The sequence below is a fragment of the Streptomyces sp. NPDC000941 genome, assembly GCF_053599555.1.
The window spans coordinates 1-19,046 of sequence record NZ_JBSFMM010000212.1; the positions used below are offsets into that span (position 1 = coordinate 1).

A 19,046-nucleotide genomic window follows, 5' to 3' on the forward strand; every position below is an offset into this window, starting at 1 on the left:
GCGCGGCGGGCCCACCGGGCGGGCGCGCGGCGTCGGGCGCGGGGAGCTCGGGGCGGGCCGCCGCGAGGCGGTCCAGGTGGGCGAGGACCACGTCCGCGGCGTGGCGACGGCGGGCCAGGCCCTGCGGGTCGAGGGGCAGCGGCCAGGCGCGGTCGGCGGCCGCGGCCTTGAGGGCCGGATTCTCCTCGTCCTCCTCCGGGGGCGGCGCCCACGCCTCGACCTCGCCGTGGCCCGCCTCACAGTGCTCGCGCAGAGCCTCCAGAAAGGCCGAAGGGCCGCGCGGCTTCTTCTGCGTGGGGCCCCACCAGTGGCCGGAGCCGAGCAGCAGGGAGCGGGGGCGGGTGAAGGTCACATAGCCGAGCCGCAGTTCCTCGGTCCGCTGATGCGCCTTCATGGACTCCTTGAAGGCGGTCAGCCCCTTGGCGTTCCAGGCGGCGACGTCCGGAAGCGTCTCCGTGTCGCCGCGCAGCGCATGCGGCAGGACCCGCGCGTTCGCCGTCCAGGACTCGCGGGCCTGGTCGCTGGGGAACTGCTTGTCGACCAGGCCCGGCACCGCCACCACGTCCCACTCGAGACCCTTGGACTTGTGCGCGGTGAGCACCTTGACCGTGTTCTCCCCGCCGGGGAGGGAGTTGTCGAGCCCCTTCTCGTACTGCGCGGCCGTGCGCAGGAAGCCGAGGAACGCCAGCAGTGTGGCCTCGCCGTCCAGGGCCGCGAAGCCCGCGGCGACGTCGAGGAAGTTGCCGAGCGTCTCCCGGCGGCGGGCGGCCAGGGCCTGGGGCGAGGCGGACAGCTCGACCTCCAGGCCGGTGGCGGCCAGCACCCGGTGGAGCACGTCCATGAGCGGGTCGGCCAGCGAGCGGCGCAGCTCGCGCAGTTCGGCGGCGAGGCGGGCGAAGCGGACCCGGGCCTCGGCCGAGAACGGCAGCCCGTCGTCCGGTCCTTCGGGGGTGAGGAAGGTGTCCAGGGCGTCGGCGAGCGAGACGATCTCGGCCGGGTCGACGCCCTCGACTGCCTCGGCGAGGCGCCGGTCCGGGTCCTCGTCCTCGTCCGGCCCGGCGCCCTCGTACCGTACGAGGGCGCGGGCGCGGCGGCCGAGCAGCGCCAGGTCGCGGGGGCCGATCCGCCAGCGCGGGCCGGTCAGCAGCCGCACCAGGGCGGCGTTGGCGCCGGGGTCCTGCAGCACCTCGCAGACGGCCACCAGGTCGGCGACCTCCGGCAGGTGCAGCAGCCCGGAGAGGCCGACGACCTCCACCGGAACCTCCCGCTCCACCAGCGCGCCCTGGATCCGGGCGAAGTCGCCGGCCGTACGGCACAGCACCGCGATCTCGCCGGGCGGGGTGCCGGAGCGCACCAGATGGGCGATGGAGTCGGCGAGCCAGGCCAGCTCCTCGGCGTGGGTGGGCAGCAGCGCGCAGCGCACCACACCGTCCCGCTCCGCCCCCGGCGCGGGACGCAGCGCCTCGACGCCCTCGTGCATGGCGCGCAGGGGCGCGGCGAGCCCGTTGGCGAGATCCAGGAGGCGGCCGCCGCTGCGCCGGTTCTCGCTGAGCGCGAAGCGGCGCGCCGGGCTGCCGTCGGCGTGCGGGAAGTGCTCGGGGAAGTCGTCGAGGTTGGCCACGGAGGCGCCGCGCCAGCCGTAGATGGCCTGGCAGGGGTCGCCGACGGCGGTGACGGCATGGCCCGTACCGCCACCGAAGAGGCCGGAGAGCAGCAGCCGCTGGGCGACCGAGGTGTCCTGGTACTCGTCCAGGAGGACCACCGCGAACTGCTCGCGCAGAATCCGGCCGACCTCCGGGCGGGTGCGGGCCAAGGTGGCCGAGAGCGCGATCTGGTCGCCGAAGTCGAGCAGGTCGCGGCCGCGCTTGTCCGCGCGGTACGCCTCGACGAGGCCCAGGAGTTCCAGGCGGGCGTGGGCGGCCTCGGGCACCTTGCGCAGCTCGGCGTTGGTGAGCTTCACCCCGTCGAGTGTGTGCAGCAGCTCGCCGTCGTACGCGCGCAGCCGCTCGGCGGGGACCAGGTGCTCGGCCAGTTCGGCGTCGAGCGCGAGCAGATCGGTGACCAGGTCGGCGAAGGGGCGGATGAGCGCCGGGAACGGCCCGGGGGCGGTGCGCAGCACGCGCGCGGCGAGCTGGAAGCGGGTGGCGTCGGCGAGCAGCCGGGCGCCCGGCTCCAGGCCGATACGCAGGCCGTGCTCCTTGAGCAGCTGTCCGGCGAAGGCGTGGTACGTGGAGATGTTGGGCTCGCCCGCGGCGGTCTCCGGGGCCTGCGGGGCCCCCGCTGCGCCCGGCAGCGGCACCGGATCGGGGTCCGTAACCCCCGCCCTGACCAGGGCCTTCCGTACCCGCTCCGACAGCTCCCCGGCCGCCTTGTTGGTGAAGGTGAGGCCGAGCACCTGCTCCGGGGCGACCTGGCCGGTGCCCACCAGCCACACCACCCGCGCCGCCATCACCGTGGTCTTGCCCGAGCCCGCTCCGGCCACGATCACCTGCGGGGAGGGCGGCGCGGTGATGCACGCGATCTGCTCCGGGGTGAACGGAATGCCGAGGAGCTCCTTGAGCTGCTCGGGGTCGGTGATGCGGGCGGACATTCCAGTGAGGCTATCGGGGCCCGCTGACACCGCCGTCAACACCGAGGTCATGGCCCCGGTCCCCACCGGCCCACGGACGAGGCCGGTGTCGCGAACGCCACATCGCTCGCTCACTCACTCACGCGCTCACTCACTCCACGACTTGCTGCCCCTCCGCCCGCGCGCTGCACGCCCCGCGGAACGAACAGCGGTTGCAGTGCTCGCCCGCGCTCGGGGAGAAGCGCTCGTCCAGGACGCGCCCGGCCGCCGTGGCCAACAGCTCGCCCACCCACTCCCCCTGCAATGGCTCCTGCGCCTGCACCTTGGGGACGGCGTCCCCGCCGTCCTTGCGGGCGGCGCCCTGGCGCAGCTGTACGAGCTCCGCACCGCCCGGCTCGGGGTGGCCGTCCGCGAAGAGGCCGTCCACCGCGCCCTCCCGCACCGCGAGCTGGTACACGGCCAGCTGGGGGTGGTGGGCGACGGCGTCCCGCGTCACCGACTGCTTGCCGGTTTTGAAGTCGACAACATAGGCGCGGCCTTCCCCGTCCGCCTCGACCCGGTCCATGCTGCCGCGGATCCTCACCTGGTAGGCGTCCGCCGCCAAGGTGACGTCGAATTCGTGCTCGGTGGCCACCGGGGCGCGGCCGCCGCGCTCCATCACATGCCAGCGCAGAAAGCGTTCGAGCGCGGCCCGCGCGTGCTCCTTCTCCTGCCGCGACTTCCAGGGCGCGTCGAAGGACAGGGCGTCCCATACGGAGTCCAGCCGCTCCATAAGGACCGCGAGATCGGCCGGGGTGCGGCCGGAGGCCACCTCGTCGGCCAGGACGTGGACGACGTTGCCGAAGCCCTGGGCGGCCGTCGACGGCGTATCGGCCTTCACCTCCCGCCCCAGGAACCACTGCAGCGAGCAGGTGTTGACGAGTTGGTCGAGCGCGCTCCCGGAGAGCGCCACGGGGCGGTCGCGGTCGCGCAGCGGGACCGCGCTGTGCGTCGGCTCGTACAGGCCCCACCAGCGGTACGGGTGCGCCGCCGGGACGAGCGGCTGGCCGTCGTCGTCGCGCAGCGCCGCGAGCCGCGCCAGACGGTGCGCGGCGGCGTCCCGCAGGGCGTCGGAGGCCGCCGGGTCGACGGTCGTGGCGCGCAACTCGGCGACCAGCGCCGCGACCGCCAGCGGGCGGCGCGGGCGCTGGGTGACGTCCACCGGCTCGACGCCCAGCTCGGTCAGGAAGCGGGAGGGCTGGTCCCCGTCGTCCGCGGCGGCCTTGACGGCCGTGACCACCAGCCGCTCCTCGGCCCGCGTCGCCGCGACGTAGAACAGCCGCCGCTCCTCGGCCAGCAGCGCCCCCGGGGACAGCGGCTCGGCCAGCCCGTCCCGGCCGATCCGGTCCGCCTCCAGCAGCGAGCCACGGCGCCGCAGATCGGGCCACAGCCCCTCCTGCACCCCCGCCACCACGACGAGCCGCCACTCGAGCCCCTTGGAGCGGTGCGCGGTCATCAGCCGTACGGCGTCGGGGCTCACCATGCGGCGCGAGAGGGTGTCGGCCGCGATGTCCTGCGCGTCGATCTCGTCGAGAAAGTTGAGCGCGCCCCGGCCGCCGACGCGCTCCTCCGCGCGCGCTGCGGTCTCGAACAGCGCGCACACCGCGTCCAGGTCGCGGTCCGCGTTACGCCCGGCGGCCCCGCCGCGGTGGGCGGCCCGCTCCAGCCGCTGCGGCCAGGACGTGCCGTCCCACAGCTCCCACAGCGCCTGCTCCGCCGTGCCGCCGCCCGCGAGCAGTTCGTGCGCCTTGCGCAGCAGCAGGCCGAGGCGCTGCGCGCCGCGCGCGTACGCCGGGTCGTGCGCGACCAGGCGCTCGGGCTCGGCGAGCGCTTCGGCGAGCAGTACGTCGGAGGGGCGCGGCACGGCCCGCCCCGCCGCCCGCTCCTCCTCCCGCAGCGCCCGCCCCAACCGCCGCAGATCAGCGGCGTCCATGCCGCCGAGGGGCGAGGCGAGCAGCGTCAGCGCGGTCTCAACATCGAGCCCGGCGGCACTGGCAGCGCCGCCGCCCGCACCCCCTGGGCGCCCACCGGCGCCCGGCCCCCCGACCGGCGACGCGCCCGCGTCGGCGTCGGCGTCGGCGTCGGGCCCGGCCGCGTCGGCGGCCTCGGCCTCGCGCCGGGCGGGGGAAGCCGCGCCCAGCGCCTCGGCGGGCGCGGTGGGCCCTGCGGCCTCGGCGGGCCCGGCGGGCGCCTGGCCGCGAGTCGCCGTGGGCGCGGCCTCGGCCTCGCCCGGGGCGGGGGAACCCGCGCCCAGCGCCTCGGCGGGCCCTGCCGACCCGGCGGCACCGGCCACGCCTGGCGCCCCGGCGAGCCCTGTGGGCTCGGCAGGCGCCCGGCCGCGGGCCGCCGTGGGGGCGCCCCGGCCCGTGGGGGCTCGCAGGGCGGCCGTCGCGGCGGCGCGTAGGGCGGTCAGTAGGGGGGCCACCGCGGGCTCATGGCGCAGGGGGATGTCGTCGCCGTCGACCTCCACGGGCACGCCCGCCGAGGTCAGCGCGCGGCGCACGCCGGGGAGTGAACGGCCTCCCGCGCGCACCAGCACGGCCATCTCGCGCCACGGAACGCCGTCCTCCAGGTGGGCGCGGCGCAGGATGTCGGCGATGTTGTCGAGCTCGGAGCCCGCCGTCGGGTAGGTGTACGCCTCGACGCGCCCGCCGCCGCGGACGGCCGACAGCTCCCGGTGGGCGCGCACCGCGTCCGCCGGGAGGCGGGTGAGCGGCATCCGGTGGGTGAGCAGGCGGGTGGCCGCGAGGAGCGCGGCGCCGGAGCGGCGGGAGGTGGTCAGGACCTGGACGGGCGCCGGTCTGCCGTCCCGGCGCGGGAAGCTGTGCGGGAATTCGAGGATGCCGCCCACGTCGGCGCCGCGGAAGGCGTAGATCGACTGGTCCGGGTCGCCGAAGGCGACCAGCGTCCTGCCGCCGCCCGCCAGCGCGCGCAGCAGCCGCAGCTGGGCCACGTCCGTGTCCTGGTACTCGTCGACGAAGACGGCGTCGTAGCGCGCCGCCAGCTCCGCCGCCGTGTCGGACTGCTCCGCGAGCAGCACCGCCCGGTGCACCAGCTCCGCGTAGTCCAGCACCCCCTGGGCGTCCAGCACGTCCAGATACTCCGCGAGGAAGGATGCCGCCGCCCGCCAGTCCGGCCGGCCCTGGCGCGCCGCGAAGTCCCCCAGCGCGCGGGGGTCGAGCCCCAGCTCCCGGCTGCGCGCGAGCACCGCGCGCACCTCGTCGGCGAAGCCGCGGGTGGTCAGGCAGGCGCGCAGCTCGTCCGGCCAGCGGACCGCGGCGCGCCCCTCCCGCTCCAGCTCCGCCTGCCCGGCCAGCAGGTCACGGACGACGACGTCCTGCTCGGGGCCCGACAGCAAACGCACCGGATCGGCGAAAATGTCCATGTCCTGGTGTGCGCGGACCAGGGCATAACAGAATGAGTGGAAGGTCGTGGCCTGCGGGCCGCGGGCACCCCCCAGGCGCGCCGCCATCCGATCGCGCAGCTCGACCGCCGCCTTGCGGCTGAAGGTGAGCACGAGGATCCGCTCGGGGTCCGCACCGCCCCGCACCCGCTCGGTCACCGCCTCCACGAGTGTCGTCGTCTTGCCCGTGCCCGGACCCGCGAGCACCAGCAGCGGCCCGCCCGGGTGGTCGACCACAGCGCGCTGCCGTGCGTCCAGGGCAGGCGGAGCCACCGGGTCCGGCCGGGTGCGGACCAGCCGGTACGTACCCGGGGACGGCTGCCGCGAGGACGGCTGTCGAGCCTGCCGCTGGCGCGGAAGGGACGAGGAGGAGGAGCTCACGTGGATCGCCGGTCCTGGTGGGTGTGCTGGGTGCGGCACAGCCTCTCATGTGACGCGGGGCGTCACCCGAATGGCTGTGGATACGGCCGCGGGCGCGCCGCGGCGCTCAGGCATGGCTCGGGCCGGCCGGGGAACCGGCGGGCGCGCCGCCCGTCGTCAGTCGGCACCGGCCCCGTCGTTCCCACCGGACTCGCCCTCACCGCCGTCCCAGCGGGCCCGGGCCAGGTCGAGCCGCGGCAGATGGCCCTCGGCCGAGCGCGCCGCCTCACGCAGCGGCGTGCCCTCCTCCCGGTAGTGGTCCAGCGCGCGCAGCTCATGGCCGGACAGCAGCACGCCGTCCGCGCGCACCACGCGCCACCAGGGCACGGCACCCCCGTAGAGCGCCATGACGCGGCCCACCTGCCGCGGGCCGCCCTCGCCCAGCCATTCGGCAACATCGCCATACGTCATCACCCGGCCGGGCGGAATCAGCTCGGCGACCTCCAGCACTCGCTCCGCGTACTCGGGCAGCTCGTGCGCGGCCCCCGTCCGCTCGCCCTCGGCGCGCTCACCGCTGTGATCGGGAATCCGGCTCATCCGGCACATCCTGCCGCATCCCACCGACAGCCCCGCCGGCCCTCCACAGGGCCCTCCCCCGATCCCCTCGCCAAGGGTGCACCGAGCCCATACACGACGTACGATCCGAATTTCACGCCCCCGAAATGCACCCTGATGCCCACCTCCCCAGCCCGGGCATGCCACCATCTTCCGGGCGGTGACTGGTGATACGAGATCAAGAAGAGACGGCCGAGCAGCAGGGTGCGCAGCCTCCTGAAGGGGAGGCCCGCGCCCCCAAGGTGCTGCCCCGCGCCAAGCAGCCGGAGCCGTCCGCCGCCGCCCCGGATCCGTCCCCTGTCGCACCGGATTCCCCCATCGCCCCGGATTCGCACGCTTCTCCCGCTTCTCCCGATTCCCCCGACTGCGACGACCCCCATCCGCACGTCGACCGCGTCTCCGGCGACGAGCCGCTGCTCCCCGCCCGCGTCCACCGCCCCTTCGACCTGCTACGACTGCTGCTCGGCATCCTGGGCATCGGCACCGTGCTGGCCATCGCGGCCTTCGCGCACGGCACCACCGCCGGTCTGGAGAAGGACATCGGCCAGGGCGCCGACCAGGCGCCGACGCTGCTGATCGACTTCGCGGGCCTGGCGGCCGGCGTCGCGGTGCTGCTGCTCCCGATGGCGTTCGCCATCGAGCGGCTGATCAAACGCGACGGGCTGCGGATCGCCGACGGCGTGCTGGCCGCCGTCCTCGCCCACGGCGTGTCCCTGGCCACCGACCTGTGGGTGGCCCGTGGCGCCCCCGAATCGATCCGGGAGGCGCTCACCCAGCCGGCGCCCGGCGGCACCTTCAGCGACCCCGTACACGGCTATCTGGCACCCGTCATCGCCTATATGACGGCCGTCGGCATGGCCCGCCGCCCGCGCTGGCGGGTGGCCATGTGGTTCGTGCTGCTGCTCGACGCCTTCGCGGTGCTGGTGGGCGGCTACACCACACCGTTCTCGATCATCATCACCGTGCTGATCGGCTGGACCGTGGCCTACGGCACGCTGTACGCCGTCGGCTCGCCGAACGTACGGCCCACCGGACAACATCTGCTCGCCGGGCTGCGCCGCGTCGGCTTCGCCCCGGTCAGCGCGCTGCGATACGACGACTCCGGCTCCGCGGACGGCGAGCACGGGAACCACAACGACCGCGGCCGCCGCTATCTGGTCACGCTCGAGGACGGCCCGCCCCTGGACGTCACCGTCGTGGACCGCGAACAGCAGGCCCAGGGGTTCTTCTACCGCGTCTGGCAGCGGCTGACGCTGCGCACCATCACCCCGCCGCGCAGCCTCCAGACGCTGCGCCAGGCCCTCGAACAGGAAGCGCTGCTGTCGTACGCGGCCATCGCGGCCGGCGCCAACGCGCCGAAGCTGATCGCCACCTCCGAGCTCGGCCCGGACGCCGTGATGCTGGTCTACGAACACCTCGGCGGCCGCCCGCTCAACGCGCTGCCCGACGAGGCGATCACCGACGAGCTGCTGGCCGAGGCCTGGCAGCAGGTCCAGGCGCTGCAGTCCCGCCGTATCGCCCACCGCCGCCTCGACGGCGACGCGCTGCTGGTGGACCGCTCCGGCAAGGTCGTGCTGACCGATCTGCGCGGCGGTGAGATCGCGGCCGGCGACGTGGTGCTGCGGATGGATGTCGCGCAGCTGCTCACCACGCTCGGGCTGCGGGTCGGCGCGGAGCGGTCCGTCGCCGCCGCGGCCCGGGTCCTCGGCCCCGACGCGGTCGCCGACAGCCTCCCGCTGCTCCAGCCGCTCGCCCTCAACCGCAGCACCCGCGCGACGCTGCGCCAGCTGGCGCGCGAGCGCGCGCAGCGGCAGCGGGAAGCCGTCCTGGAAGCCTCGCGCGCCGCCAAGGAAGCCCGGGAGGCCAAAGCCGCCAAAGAGGCCGCGGAAGCCGGGGAGGCGGCTCAGCAGTCCGAGGCGGCGGACGAGACCGCGGAGAAGGCCAGGCATCGGCCGGCAGCGGCCGCGGCCGCTGTCGACCGCAAGGTGCTCAAGGCCGAGAAGCAGGCGGAGAAGCGGGCGATCGACGAGGCCCTGGAGGGGGCCCGGGAGGAGGACCTGCTCTCCCAGATCCGTCAGCAGGTGCTGCTGATCAGGCCGCAGGCGCCGATAGAGCCGGTGCGGCTGGAGCGCATCAAGCCGCGCACCCTGGTCAGCTTCTGCGCGGGCGCCTTCGCCGCGTACTTCCTGCTGTCCCAGTTCACCCACATCAAGCTGGGCACGGTGGTCGGCGAGGCCAACTGGATCTGGGTGGTGGCCGCGCTGCTGTTCTCGGCGCTGACGTACGTCGCGGCGGCGCTGAGCCTGCTGGGCTTCGTACCGGAGAAGGTGCCGTTCGGGCGCACCGTGCTGGCGCAGGTCGCCGCGTCGTTCGTGAAGCTGGTGGCGCCCGCCGCGGTCGGCGGGGTCGCGCTCAACGCCCGCTTCCTGCAGCGCCAGGGGGTGCGCCCAGGGCTGGCGGTGGCCAGCGTCGGCGCGTCCCAGCTGTTCGGCCTCGCCAGCCATATCCTGCTGCTGCTGACCTTCGGCTATATCACCGGGACCGAGCGCACCCCGACCCTCTCGCCGTCCCGCACGGTGATCGCCGGGCTGCTGACGGCCGCGGTGCTCGCGCTCGTGGTGGCCGCGATCCCGGTGCTGCGGAAGTTCGTGTCCACGCGGGTGCGGTCCCTGTTCGCGGGCGTCGTCCCGCGGATGCTGGACGTGCTGCAGCGGCCCAAGAAGCTGCTCACCGGCATCGGCGGGATGCTGCTGCTGACAGCGGCCAACGTGCTGTGCCTCGACGCCTCGATCCGGGCGTTCGGCGGCGACATGAGCTACGCGAGCATCGCCGTGGTCTTCCTCGCGGGCAACGCCCTGGGGTCGGCGGCTCCCACCCCGGGCGGCGTGGGAGCCGTCGAGGCGGCGCTGATCGCGGGTCTGACGCTGGCCGGGCTGCCGTACGAGACGGCCGCGCCCGCGGTGCTGCTGTTCCGGCTGATGGTCTTCTGGCTGCCGGTGCTGCCGGGCTGGCTGGCCTTCACCCACCTCACCCGCAAACAGGCCCTGTAGGGGCCCTGCAGGGGCTCTGCAGGGGCCGGGCGTGGCGGATCTCACCCGTACGCCCCACCCCTCACCCACACCCCTCACCCACACGCCTCACCCGTACGCCCGCACAGCGCGCGCCGGGCCCGCGCAGGCCCGAGGATGGCGGCACGCCCCCACTCCCGGAGAGCCGCCGTGTCCCGATCCGTACGCGCCGGTGCGTCGGCCGCCGTCGCCCTGCTGCTGACCGCCGCCGTCGGCTGCGGTGGAAGCGGTGGCGGACGGCCGGACACCTCGGCTCACCAGAAGCTGAAGTGGTCCACCTGCCCCGCCCCCGACGACAGCGAGGACGGGGCGACCAAGGCCCCCGGCAAGCAGTGGGAGTGCGCGACGCTCCACGCCCCGCTGGACTACGGCAAGCCGCACGGGGACACCATCGGGATCGCCCTGATCCGCGCCAAGGCCACCCAGCCGAACAAGCGGATCGGCTCGCTCATCTTCAACTTCGGCGGCCCCGGCGGCTCCGGCGTCTCCACCCTCCCCGCCCTCGCGAGCGGCTACAAGGAGCTGCGCACCCGCTACGACCTGGTCAGCTTCGATCCGCGCGGGGTCGGCCGCAGCAGCGGGGTGAGATGCCTGGGGAACAGGCAGCTCGACGCCTTCTACGCGGCCGACTCGACCCCGGACGACTCCGCGGAAGTGAAGTCCCTTGTAAGCCGCGTCAAGCGGTACGCCGCCGCCTGTGAGAAGAACTCCGGGAAGGTGCTTCCGTACGTCGGCACCGCCAACGCCGCCCGTGACATGGATCTCATGCGCAGCGTCCTGGGCGACGACAAGCTCCACTACTTCGGCGTCTCCTACGGCACCGAACTGGGCGGCGTCTACGCCCACCTGTTCCCCAAGAAGGTGGGGCGCGCGCTCTTCGACGGCGTCGTCGACCCGGCGCAGGACCCCGCGCAGGGCTCCCTCGGCCAGGCGAAGGGCTTTCAGCTGGCGCTGAACGACTACATGAAGGCGTGCGACGCCACTGGCAACGTCTCCACCTGCCCCACACAGCCGGAGATCCGCACGCTGCAGAAGAGGCTCGACCGGCGCCCGGTGCCCGGCATCGGCAACCGCAATCTGACCGAGTCCCTGGCCAACGGGGGCATCGCGCAATCCCTCTACTCGCAGGACTTCTGGCAGTACCTCACCCAGGGCATCGCGGACGCCCAAAAGGGCGACGGCAAAATCCTGCTGGCCCTCGGCGACGCCATGAACGGGCGCAACCCGGACGGCAACTACAGCACCCTGCAGTCCTCCCTCACCGCGATCTCCTGCGCCGACTTCAAACAGCGCTACACGGTCGACGACATCAAGGCGAAGCTGCCCGAGTTCCGCAAGGGGTCCCCGGTCTTCGGCCCGTACCTGGCCTGGAGCCTCACCCAGTGCACCGGCTGGCCGGTGCACGGCGCCTGGCGCACCCCGGACGTCAGCGCCCCGGGCGCCGCGCCCATCCTGGTCGTCGGCAACACCGGCGACCCGGCCACCCCGTACGCGGGCGCCCGGAAAATGGTGGAGGAGCTGGGCCCCGGCGTCGGCGTGGAGTTGACGTACCGGGGCGAGGGGCATGGCGCGTACGACAGCGGCAACGCCTGCGTCCGCCGTACGGTCAACGACTATCTGCTGCGGGGCAAGGTGCCGCCGAGCGGAAAGGTCTGCGGCTAGACGCGTCCAGTGGGGTCCGCGTTGAGCAGGCACCCTTACGTTCCGTAATCTGTGACCGAATTGAGAAGGGACCTGAACCTTCCAGGTCATACCGTGCTCATAGGATTCTCGGCTATGTCGAGTTCCATACGCACCATACGGGCCAGGGCACTGGTCTCCGCGGCCGTCGTGGTCGCACTCACCGCCGTCGCGGGTTGCAACGACGACGGCGGCTCCAACAATGGCAATGGCGGCAAGGACAAGGCGTCAGAGGCGCCGTCGGCCTCCGGCCTGCCCAGCTCCCTCACGGAACAGAAGCTCAGCTGGAAGTCCTGCCCGGCGCCCACCACCCTCCAGGGCGCCGGCGAGGCCCCGGGCAGCGAATGGCAATGCTCGACCATGCGCGTTCCGCTGGACTACGCCAAGCCGGACGGCGAGACGATCGACCTCGCCCTGATCCGCGCCAAGGCCACCAAGCCGAACAAGCGGATCGGCTCGCTCATCTTCAACTTCGGCGGCCCCGGCGGCTCCGGCGTCTCCACCCTCCCCGGCTTCGGCGCGGACTACCAGCGGCTGCGCGCCCGCTACGACCTGGTCAGCTTCGACCCGCGCGGGGTCGGCGAGAGCGCGCCCGTGAAGTGTCTGAGCGACAAGGAAGCCGACGCGTCCGACACCGTGGACGGCTCACCGGACGACGCCACCGAGATCGCGGCGGCGACGGCGGAGCAGAAGAAGTACGTCGCCGCATGCCAGAAGAACTCCGCCAAGGTGCTCCCCCATGTGGACACCGTCAGCGCCGCCCGCGACATGGACCTGATGCGGCAGGTGCTCGGCGACAAGAAGCTGCACTACTTCGGCATCTCGTACGGCACCGAACTGGGCGGCGTCTACGCCCACCTCTACCCCAAGAACGTGGGGCGCGCCGTCCTCGACGCCGTCGTCGACCCGACCGAGGACCCGGAGCGGGGCAACTTCGGCCAGGCGAAGGGCTTCCAGCTCGCCCTGGACAACTACCTCAAGGACTGCGCCACCAAGGGTCTGACCTGCCCGCTCGGCAGCGACCCCGACAAGGCCGAGCAGACGATCGTCTCGCTGCTGAAGCGGCTCGACAAGAACCCGCTGCCCACCAGGAGCGGCCGCGAGCTCACCCAGGACCAGGCCGTGGGCGGTATCGCCGCCGCGCTGTACAGCAAGGAAAGCTGGCAGTACCTGACGATGGGGCTGACCGAGGCCCTGCAGGCCAAGCAGGGCAACATACTGCTCCTGATGGCGGACTCCCTGGCCGGCCGCGACGAGAACGGCCACTACAGCAACCAGGGGCCCGCCAACGTCGCGATCAACTGCGTGGACGACAAGCAGCGCTACACGGTCGCCGATGTGAAGGCGAAGCTGCCCGAGTACCGCAAGGCGTCCCCGGTCTTCGGCGAGTTCCTGGCCTGGGGCATGCTCTCGTGCCAGGACTGGCCGGTGGCGGGCAAGACCGACCGCCCCGAGGTCAGCGCCCCGGGCTCGGCGCCGATCCTGGTCGTCGGCAACACCGGTGACCCGGCCACGCCGTACGAGGGCGCGCGGAAGATGGCCAAGGGTCTTGGCGAGGGCGTCGGGGTGGAACTCACCAACAAGGGTGAGGGCCACGGCGCGTACAACGGCGGCAGCAAGTGCACGACGGCGGTCGTGGACGACTATCTGCTGAACGGGAAGGTGCCGGCGGACGGCAAGGTCTGCTCGTAACCCTTTCCCCGTTCTCCGTTCTCCGTTCTCCGCATACGAAGGGCCCCGCACCGTCGACAAACGGTGCGGGGCCCTTCGGCGCCGCTACGGCGCCTCTTGCGGCCGCGTCAGTAGACGGGCTTCTCGGGCTCGATCTGGTGGACCCAGCCGATGACGCCGCCGCCCACATGGACCGCGTCGGAGAAGCCCGCGGACTTCAGGACGGCCAGGACTTCCGCCGAACGGACACCCGTCTTGCAATGCAAGACGATCTTCTTGTCCTGCGGCAGGTCCTGCAGGGCGTTGCCCATCAGGAACTCGTTCTTCGGGATCAGCCGGGCGCCGGGGATCGAGACGATCTCGTACTCGTTCGGCTCACGGACGTCGATGATGTCGATGTTCTCACCGTCGTCGATCCACTCCTTGAGCTGCTTGGGAGTGATCGTCGAACCGGCCGCCGCCTCCTGGGCCTCCTCCGACACGACGCCGCAGAAGGCCTCGTAGTCGATCAGCTCGGTGACGGTGGGGTTCTCACCGCAGACCGCGCACTCGGGGTCCTTGCGGACCTTGACCTGGCGGTAGGTCATCTCCAGGGCGTCGTAGATCATCAGACGGCCGACCAGCGGCTCACCGGTGCCGGTGAGCACCTTGATGGCCTCGGTGACCTGGATCGAGCCGATGGAGGCGCACAGCACGCCGAGCACGCCGCCCTCGGCGCAGGAGGGGACCATACCGGGCGGCGGGGGCTCCGGGTACAGGCAGCGGTAGCAGGGACCGTGCTCGGACCAGAAGACCGACGCCTGGCCGTCGAAGCGGTAGATCGACCCCCATACGTACGGCTTGTTCAGCAGCACGCACGCGTCGTTGACCAGATAGCGGGTGGCGAAGTTGTCCGTGCCGTCCACGATCAGGTCGTACTGGGAGAAGATCTCCATGACGTTGTCGGCCTCGAGGCGCTCCTCGTGCAGCACAACGTTGACATACGGGTTGATGCCGAGCACCGAGTCGCGCGCGGACTCCGCCTTGGAGCGGCCGATGTCCGCCTGGCTGTGGATGATCTGGCGCTGCAGGTTGGACTCGTCTACCTCGTCGAACTCCACGATGCCGAGGGTGCCGACACCGGCCGCGGCGAGGTACATGAGCGCGGGCGAGCCGAGACCGCCGGCGCCCACACACAGCACCTTGGCGTTCTTCAGCCGCTTCTGCCCGTCCATCCCCACATCAGGGATGATCAGATGGCGTGAGTACCTGCGGACCTCGTCGACGGTGAGCTCGGCGGCCGGCTCGACCAGGGGTGGCAGCGACACGGGGACTCCGTAGTGGGTGGGAGCAGGGTTGTTCTTCTGGTAACACTGCCATGGCCCATCTCATTCCGAGACGGGTGGTCCGGTCCGCGAGACGGATCCGTCCCATCACCCGGGCAACCCCGCCGCCGACCGTCACACCGACCGTCGGCCCGGTCTTCCCGACGGCCCTCAGATCCGGCACGCCGCCTCCATCCAGATATCGGCCAGGGACTCCTCCAGCGCGATCCTGGAGCGCCAGCCGAGCCGGTCGCGCGCGGTGCGCACATCCGCCTGCTGCCAGCTGCCGCAGCCGTCCGGGTACGGATAGCCCGCCCCGCCGCCCACATGCTCGATCTGGGCCCCGGCCGGACCACCCGGACCACCCGGGGCGGCGTGGTGCAGCGGCCCGCGCCCCGGCGGGCCGTCGATCTCGTGCAGCGTGCCGCCGTAGCCCGCCACCCGGGCGAGCACGGCCGCCGCGTCGCGCAGCCGGACGGCCCGCCCGGTGGCGATGTTGACGACCCCCTGCGCGGCCGAGAGCGAGGCCGCGTGCACCGCCCGCGCCACGTCCCGTACGTCCACGAAGTCGCGCTGCACCCCGAGGCCGCTCAACTTCAGCTCACCGTCCCCGGCCTGCATGGCCCGGCGCATCGCCTCGGCCAGCCGGCCCAGCGGCGACCCGGCCGGGGTGCCGGGCCCGACCGGCGAGAAGACCCGCAGCACCACCGCGTCCAGGCCCGACCCCAGCACCAGCTCGGTCGCGGCCAGCTTGCTCACCCCGTACGGACCGCCGGGGCGCGGCACCGCGTCCTCCGCCGTCGACGAGCCGGGCTGGGACGGCCCGTACTCCGAGGAGCAGCCGACCTGGACCAGACGGGCGCCGCAGCCGCTGCGCCGCAGTGACTCGCAGATCGTCGCCACGGCCACGGTGTTGTGCCGGGTCAGCTCGCGCGCCCCGCCACGGGTCGCACCCGCGCAGTTGATCACCACTCCGGGGTGGACGGCGTTCAGAAAGCGGGTCAGCGCGCCAGGGCTGCCGGTGGACAGGTCGAACCGCACATCGGCGTCGTCACCGCGGCCGAGCGCGGTGAGCTGGACGGCGGGGTCGGCGAGCAGGTGTTCGGCGACGTAGCGGCCGAGATATCCCCCGGAGCCGAGCAGCAGGACTCTCATCGGTCACGCTCCAGGGGCTGTGGGTCGGTCATGTCGTCGCTCATGTCATGTGCTCCTCGTGGTGATGGAAAGCGGTGAGATACGGGTGCCTGGGACGCCCGGGGTGCCCGGGGTGTGGGCCGAGGCGCGGGAGAGCGCGGCGAACGCGTACGCCAGCAGCGCGAGCGCGGTGACGCCGCAGACCGCGGCCGGGAGGCCGGCAGGTCCGCAGGCGGCCGAGGCCCTGGCCACCGCCTCGGCGAACGCCCCGCCGCCCGGCAGCCGGCCGGCCGCGGCCCCGCCCAGTACCGCCGCCTCGGCCGCACAGGCCACGGCGGTGCCGGTGGCGGCGGCCCGGCGGAAGCCGTGGACGGCGAGCAGCCGGGCGACGAACAGCAGGACGCACACGGCCACCACACCGGACGCGACGGCTGTCGGAACGGCCCCGGGCGGGCGGCCGGGCAGCGGCAGCGCGAACCGGACGGCGAGCTGGACCGCGAGCACCAGGGGCGGCAGGGCGCAGAGGAACAGCGCCACCGTGCCCGCAAGCAGCGGCCGCACCCCCGCCGCGAACTCCGCGAGCCCACGGCTGCCCACCAGCCTCCGGCGCGCCCGCCGGGCGAACCAGCGCGCGCACCACGCGGCGGGCGCGACGGCCAGGGCGAGGACGACAACCGCCTCTGCGACGGGCCGGCCGGCGGGCGCGACGCCGTAGGGCCGCCACGCGCCGGTCCGGGCCCCGTCCAGCAGCCAGTGCAGCCAGTCGCCGCACAGGGCGTACGCGATGAGCCAGCCGACGCGCAGCACCCCGGCCGCCCACCCGGCCAACCCACCGCCCCGCACCTTCAGCGGCCCGCGCACCAGGCACAGCCACAACGCGGCCATCACCAACACGCCCCCACCCACCCCGGCAGCCACCCGCTCCCCCACCGCCCCGCTACGCGCCCTGGCCAGCCCGACGACGGTCGCCATCCCCAGCACCCCGGGCACCAGATGCAGCGCCCCCACAGCCAGCCGCCCGCCGACCCGCCCACGCGACGGCACGGCCCCCGGGGCGCCCGGGCCCTCGTCGTCGCGGGGGGCGCGCGCGTACAGCTCCTCGGCGAGCGAGAAGACATCACGATGCCGAAACCGGGCCGCGGTGCGGTCCGTCACGCCATGAGCCTCGAGACCGGCGGCGATCTCCAGCGGATCGACGGCGCCCGCACACAGTTCGTGATGACGCCGCATCAACCCCCGCACGGGATCAGCCGACCCCCGCCCCACGGGTCCCGTGGCGGCGGCGTCGGGCCCCTCCTGCGGGCTGGTCGGCGACACGGAGCCGCCGACACCGAGCCCGCGCCCTGCCCCGCCCGCCCCCGGCTGGAACCCCCCGCTTACGAGCGCACGTGACGGCGCGTCCCAGCCGCCGGGGCTGCGCGGAGTCCGCGGGGCGTCCGCCCGACGGCCACGGGGCGCATCGGCAGGGGGCGCTCCGTCGGCGACGACCGACCGGAGGGCGGCCCCCGGGCGGGCCGGGGGCGCGGACCGCGCCTCGGGCGGTTCTGCGGTCGGCGGCTCGCCCTCAGCGCCCGACGGCTCGCCTTCCCTGGAAGGACCGGAAGCCGCGGCGCCCGGGCGGCGGGTCATGGGCGTGCCTCTTCCGGCTGGGGGGCGTACGGGCCCACGGCCAGGGGTTCCGGTTCGTGGCCGGGTGGGGCCGTGGCCCAGGTGGGGGTGTGGGTGGCGGGTGAGGGGGCCGGTCCTGCGCCGCCCGCCCAGCGGCCGGGGATGTGGGCCTCCGCCGGGCGGGCGAAGGGCACGGGCTCGCCGTCCGGGCCGTACTCCCCGCGGCGCACCGGGCAGTGCGACATGAGCTCCAGATAGATGCCGCGGAACGCCGCCACGTTCTGTTCGGCCGTGAAGAGCTCCAGCGCACGGGCGCGCGCCGCGGCGCCCAGGCGCTCGCGGCGCTCGGGGTCGGCGAGGAGTTCGAGGCACGCGTCCGCGAGCGCGCGTGGGTTGCGCGGCGGGACCACCAGTCCCGTGCCGCCGATGACCTCGCACACCGCGCCGACGTCCGTCGACACCGTGGCGCGCCCGCAGAACATCGCCTCCACCAGCCCGACCGGGAAGCCCTCGACCACGCTGGACAGCACCACCACGCTCCCCGCCGCGTACCCGTCAGCCGCCGACGGCAGCCCGGGGTCGCCGAGGCGTTCGAAGGAGACCGGATTGTCAGCGGCCTCGTCGGGGAAGAGGTGGGCGGCGAGGGCGCGGCAGTGAGCCGGGTAGCCGTCGGCGACGGGGGCGGAGGCGGGGCGCCCGGTCTCGACGAGGCGCAGCCGCGCGCGGGGCACCGCACGTCGCACCTGGGCGAAGGCGTGCAGCAGGGCTGCGACGTCCTTGGCGGGCTCGAGACGGCCCAGCCACACCAGCGTCCAGCCGTCGTCGCCCCGCGCCCCGGCGCCGTCGCCCGCGCCCGCGCCGCGCTCGCCGACCTCCGCGAAGCGGCTCGCGTCCATGCCGGGGTAGACGGTGCGCAGCCGCTCCGGGGAAGCGCCGCACCGCTCCTGCCAGCGGCGGGCATGGGTGTTGCCGGGGGTGGTCAGCGCCGCGCGGGCGTACGCCTCGGCGGTCAGCCGGCCCTGGAACGAGGCGAGCAGCGTCCGCACCGGGGCGGAGAGCACCGCGCCGCCCGGACCCGCCGCGCTCGCCAGGTAGTACTCGCGCAGCCGTACGCCGTATTCGGTGATCAGGAGGGGCGTGCCGAAGAAGCGCCGGGCCAGCAGCCCCGGGAGCGCGGCCGGGCCCGCCGAGGAGGCATGGCACAGGTCCACGCCGGACAGGCCCGGCTCGCCGGAGGCGCCCTCACCGCCAGGGCCCTCGCCGCCTCCCCCGCCGACTCCCTCGCCGTCGCCATACCAGTCGAGCGACAGCGGCCGCAGCGCGCGCTCCAGCGCGCCGGTCACGGTCAGCAGGTCGGCCACCCGCGCCCAGTGCGCACCCTGAAGCGCACCGGGCGTGTGGCAGGCCCGCTCCAGGGCGCGTACGGCCGTCTCGGAGCGCAGCGCGGCGGGCAGCCCGCCGTGCTCCCGGGCCAGCTCGGCGAGCCCGTACAGGCCGCTGGCGAAACGGTCCGCCTGCGATCCGGCTGCCCCCTCGGCCCCCACGGTTCCGGCGGTTCCGGCCGGCCCGGCGGCGGGCGCGCCGGGGCTGCCGGG

General features: G+C 74.1%; 10 protein-coding genes. 3 read left to right on the forward strand and 7 right to left on the reverse strand.

What is annotated here, in order from left to right; genetic code table 11:
- The 3 genes from ACWDSL_RS42560 to ACWDSL_RS42570 form a co-directional block, all read right to left on the reverse strand.
- Positions 1–2,590 (reverse strand): ATP-dependent helicase (locus ACWDSL_RS42560; RefSeq protein WP_450493707.1); only part of this gene is annotated, 2,590 nt, incomplete at its 3' end.
- A gap of 130 nt (positions 2,591–2,720) precedes the next feature.
- Positions 2,721–6,392, reverse strand: coding sequence for an ATP-dependent helicase (locus tag ACWDSL_RS42565; RefSeq protein ID WP_450493709.1), 3,672 nt, complete (start codon positions 6,390–6,392; stop codon positions 2,721–2,723).
- Between the two features lie 156 nt (positions 6,393–6,548).
- On the reverse strand, positions 6,549–6,968 hold the full coding sequence (locus ACWDSL_RS42570; RefSeq protein WP_450493711.1) for an MGMT family protein: 420 nt from the start codon (positions 6,966–6,968) through the stop codon (positions 6,549–6,551).
- 185 nt (positions 6,969–7,153) lie between these two features.
- Between ACWDSL_RS42570 and ACWDSL_RS42575 the strand changes: the two genes are divergently transcribed.
- The 3 genes from ACWDSL_RS42575 to ACWDSL_RS42585 all read left to right on the forward strand — a co-directional run bounded on the left by ACWDSL_RS42575 (position 7,154) and on the right by ACWDSL_RS42585 (position 13,426).
- Entirely contained in the window at positions 7,154–10,036 is a 2,883-nt protein-coding gene (locus ACWDSL_RS42575; RefSeq protein WP_450493713.1) for a lysylphosphatidylglycerol synthase transmembrane domain-containing protein, read from the forward strand.
- A gap of 135 nt (positions 10,037–10,171) precedes the next feature.
- Entirely contained in the window at positions 10,172–11,716 is a 1,545-nt protein-coding gene (locus tag ACWDSL_RS42580; RefSeq protein ID WP_450493715.1) for an alpha/beta hydrolase, read from the forward strand.
- 114 nt (positions 11,717–11,830) lie between these two features.
- On the forward strand, positions 11,831–13,426 hold the full coding sequence (locus ACWDSL_RS42585; RefSeq protein WP_450493716.1) for an alpha/beta hydrolase: 1,596 nt from the start codon (positions 11,831–11,833) through the stop codon (positions 13,424–13,426).
- Positions 13,427–13,533: 107 nt separating this feature from the next.
- On the opposite strand, the gene moeZ is transcribed toward ACWDSL_RS42585, so the two are convergent.
- From moeZ to ACWDSL_RS42605, 4 genes are all read right to left on the reverse strand, one after another.
- Positions 13,534–14,712 carry an adenylyltransferase/sulfurtransferase MoeZ gene (moeZ, locus tag ACWDSL_RS42590; RefSeq protein ID WP_450493718.1) on the reverse strand — a complete coding sequence of 393 codons (1,179 nt, stop codon included), beginning with the start codon at positions 14,710–14,712 and terminating at the stop codon, positions 13,534–13,536.
- 168 nt (positions 14,713–14,880) lie between these two features.
- Positions 14,881–15,864, reverse strand: a complete 984-nt coding sequence (locus ACWDSL_RS42595; RefSeq protein WP_450493720.1) for an NAD-dependent epimerase/dehydratase — start codon at positions 15,862–15,864, stop codon at positions 14,881–14,883.
- A 45-nt stretch (positions 15,865–15,909) separates the two neighbouring features.
- Positions 15,910–17,073: a hypothetical protein gene (locus tag ACWDSL_RS42600; RefSeq protein WP_450493722.1), complete on the reverse strand. Its 1,164-nt coding sequence runs from the start codon at positions 17,071–17,073 to the stop codon at positions 15,910–15,912.
- Positions 17,074–17,468: 395 nt separating this feature from the next.
- Positions 17,469–19,046: glycosyltransferase (locus ACWDSL_RS42605; protein ID WP_450493724.1), on the reverse strand; the 1,578-nt coding region annotated here is incomplete at its 5' end.

Bases quoted from the DNA above. Each gene is read 5' to 3' on its own strand.
- ACWDSL_RS42570 (WP_450493711.1), bottom strand. From the start codon at position 6,968: ATGAGCCGGATTCCCGATCACAGCGGTGAGCGCGCCGAGGGCGAGCGG.
- ACWDSL_RS42595 (WP_450493720.1), bottom strand. From the start codon at position 15,864: ATGAGAGTCCTGCTGCTCGGCTCCGGGGGATATCTCGGCCGCTACGTC.
- ACWDSL_RS42600 (WP_450493722.1), bottom strand. From the start codon at position 17,073: ATGCGGCGTCATCACGAACTGTGTGCGGGCGCCGTCGATCCGCTGGAG.
- ACWDSL_RS42580 (WP_450493715.1), top strand. From the start codon at position 10,172: ATGGCGGCACGCCCCCACTCCCGGAGAGCCGCCGTGTCCCGATCCGTA.
- ACWDSL_RS42585 (WP_450493716.1), top strand. From the start codon at position 11,831: ATGTCGAGTTCCATACGCACCATACGGGCCAGGGCACTGGTCTCCGCG.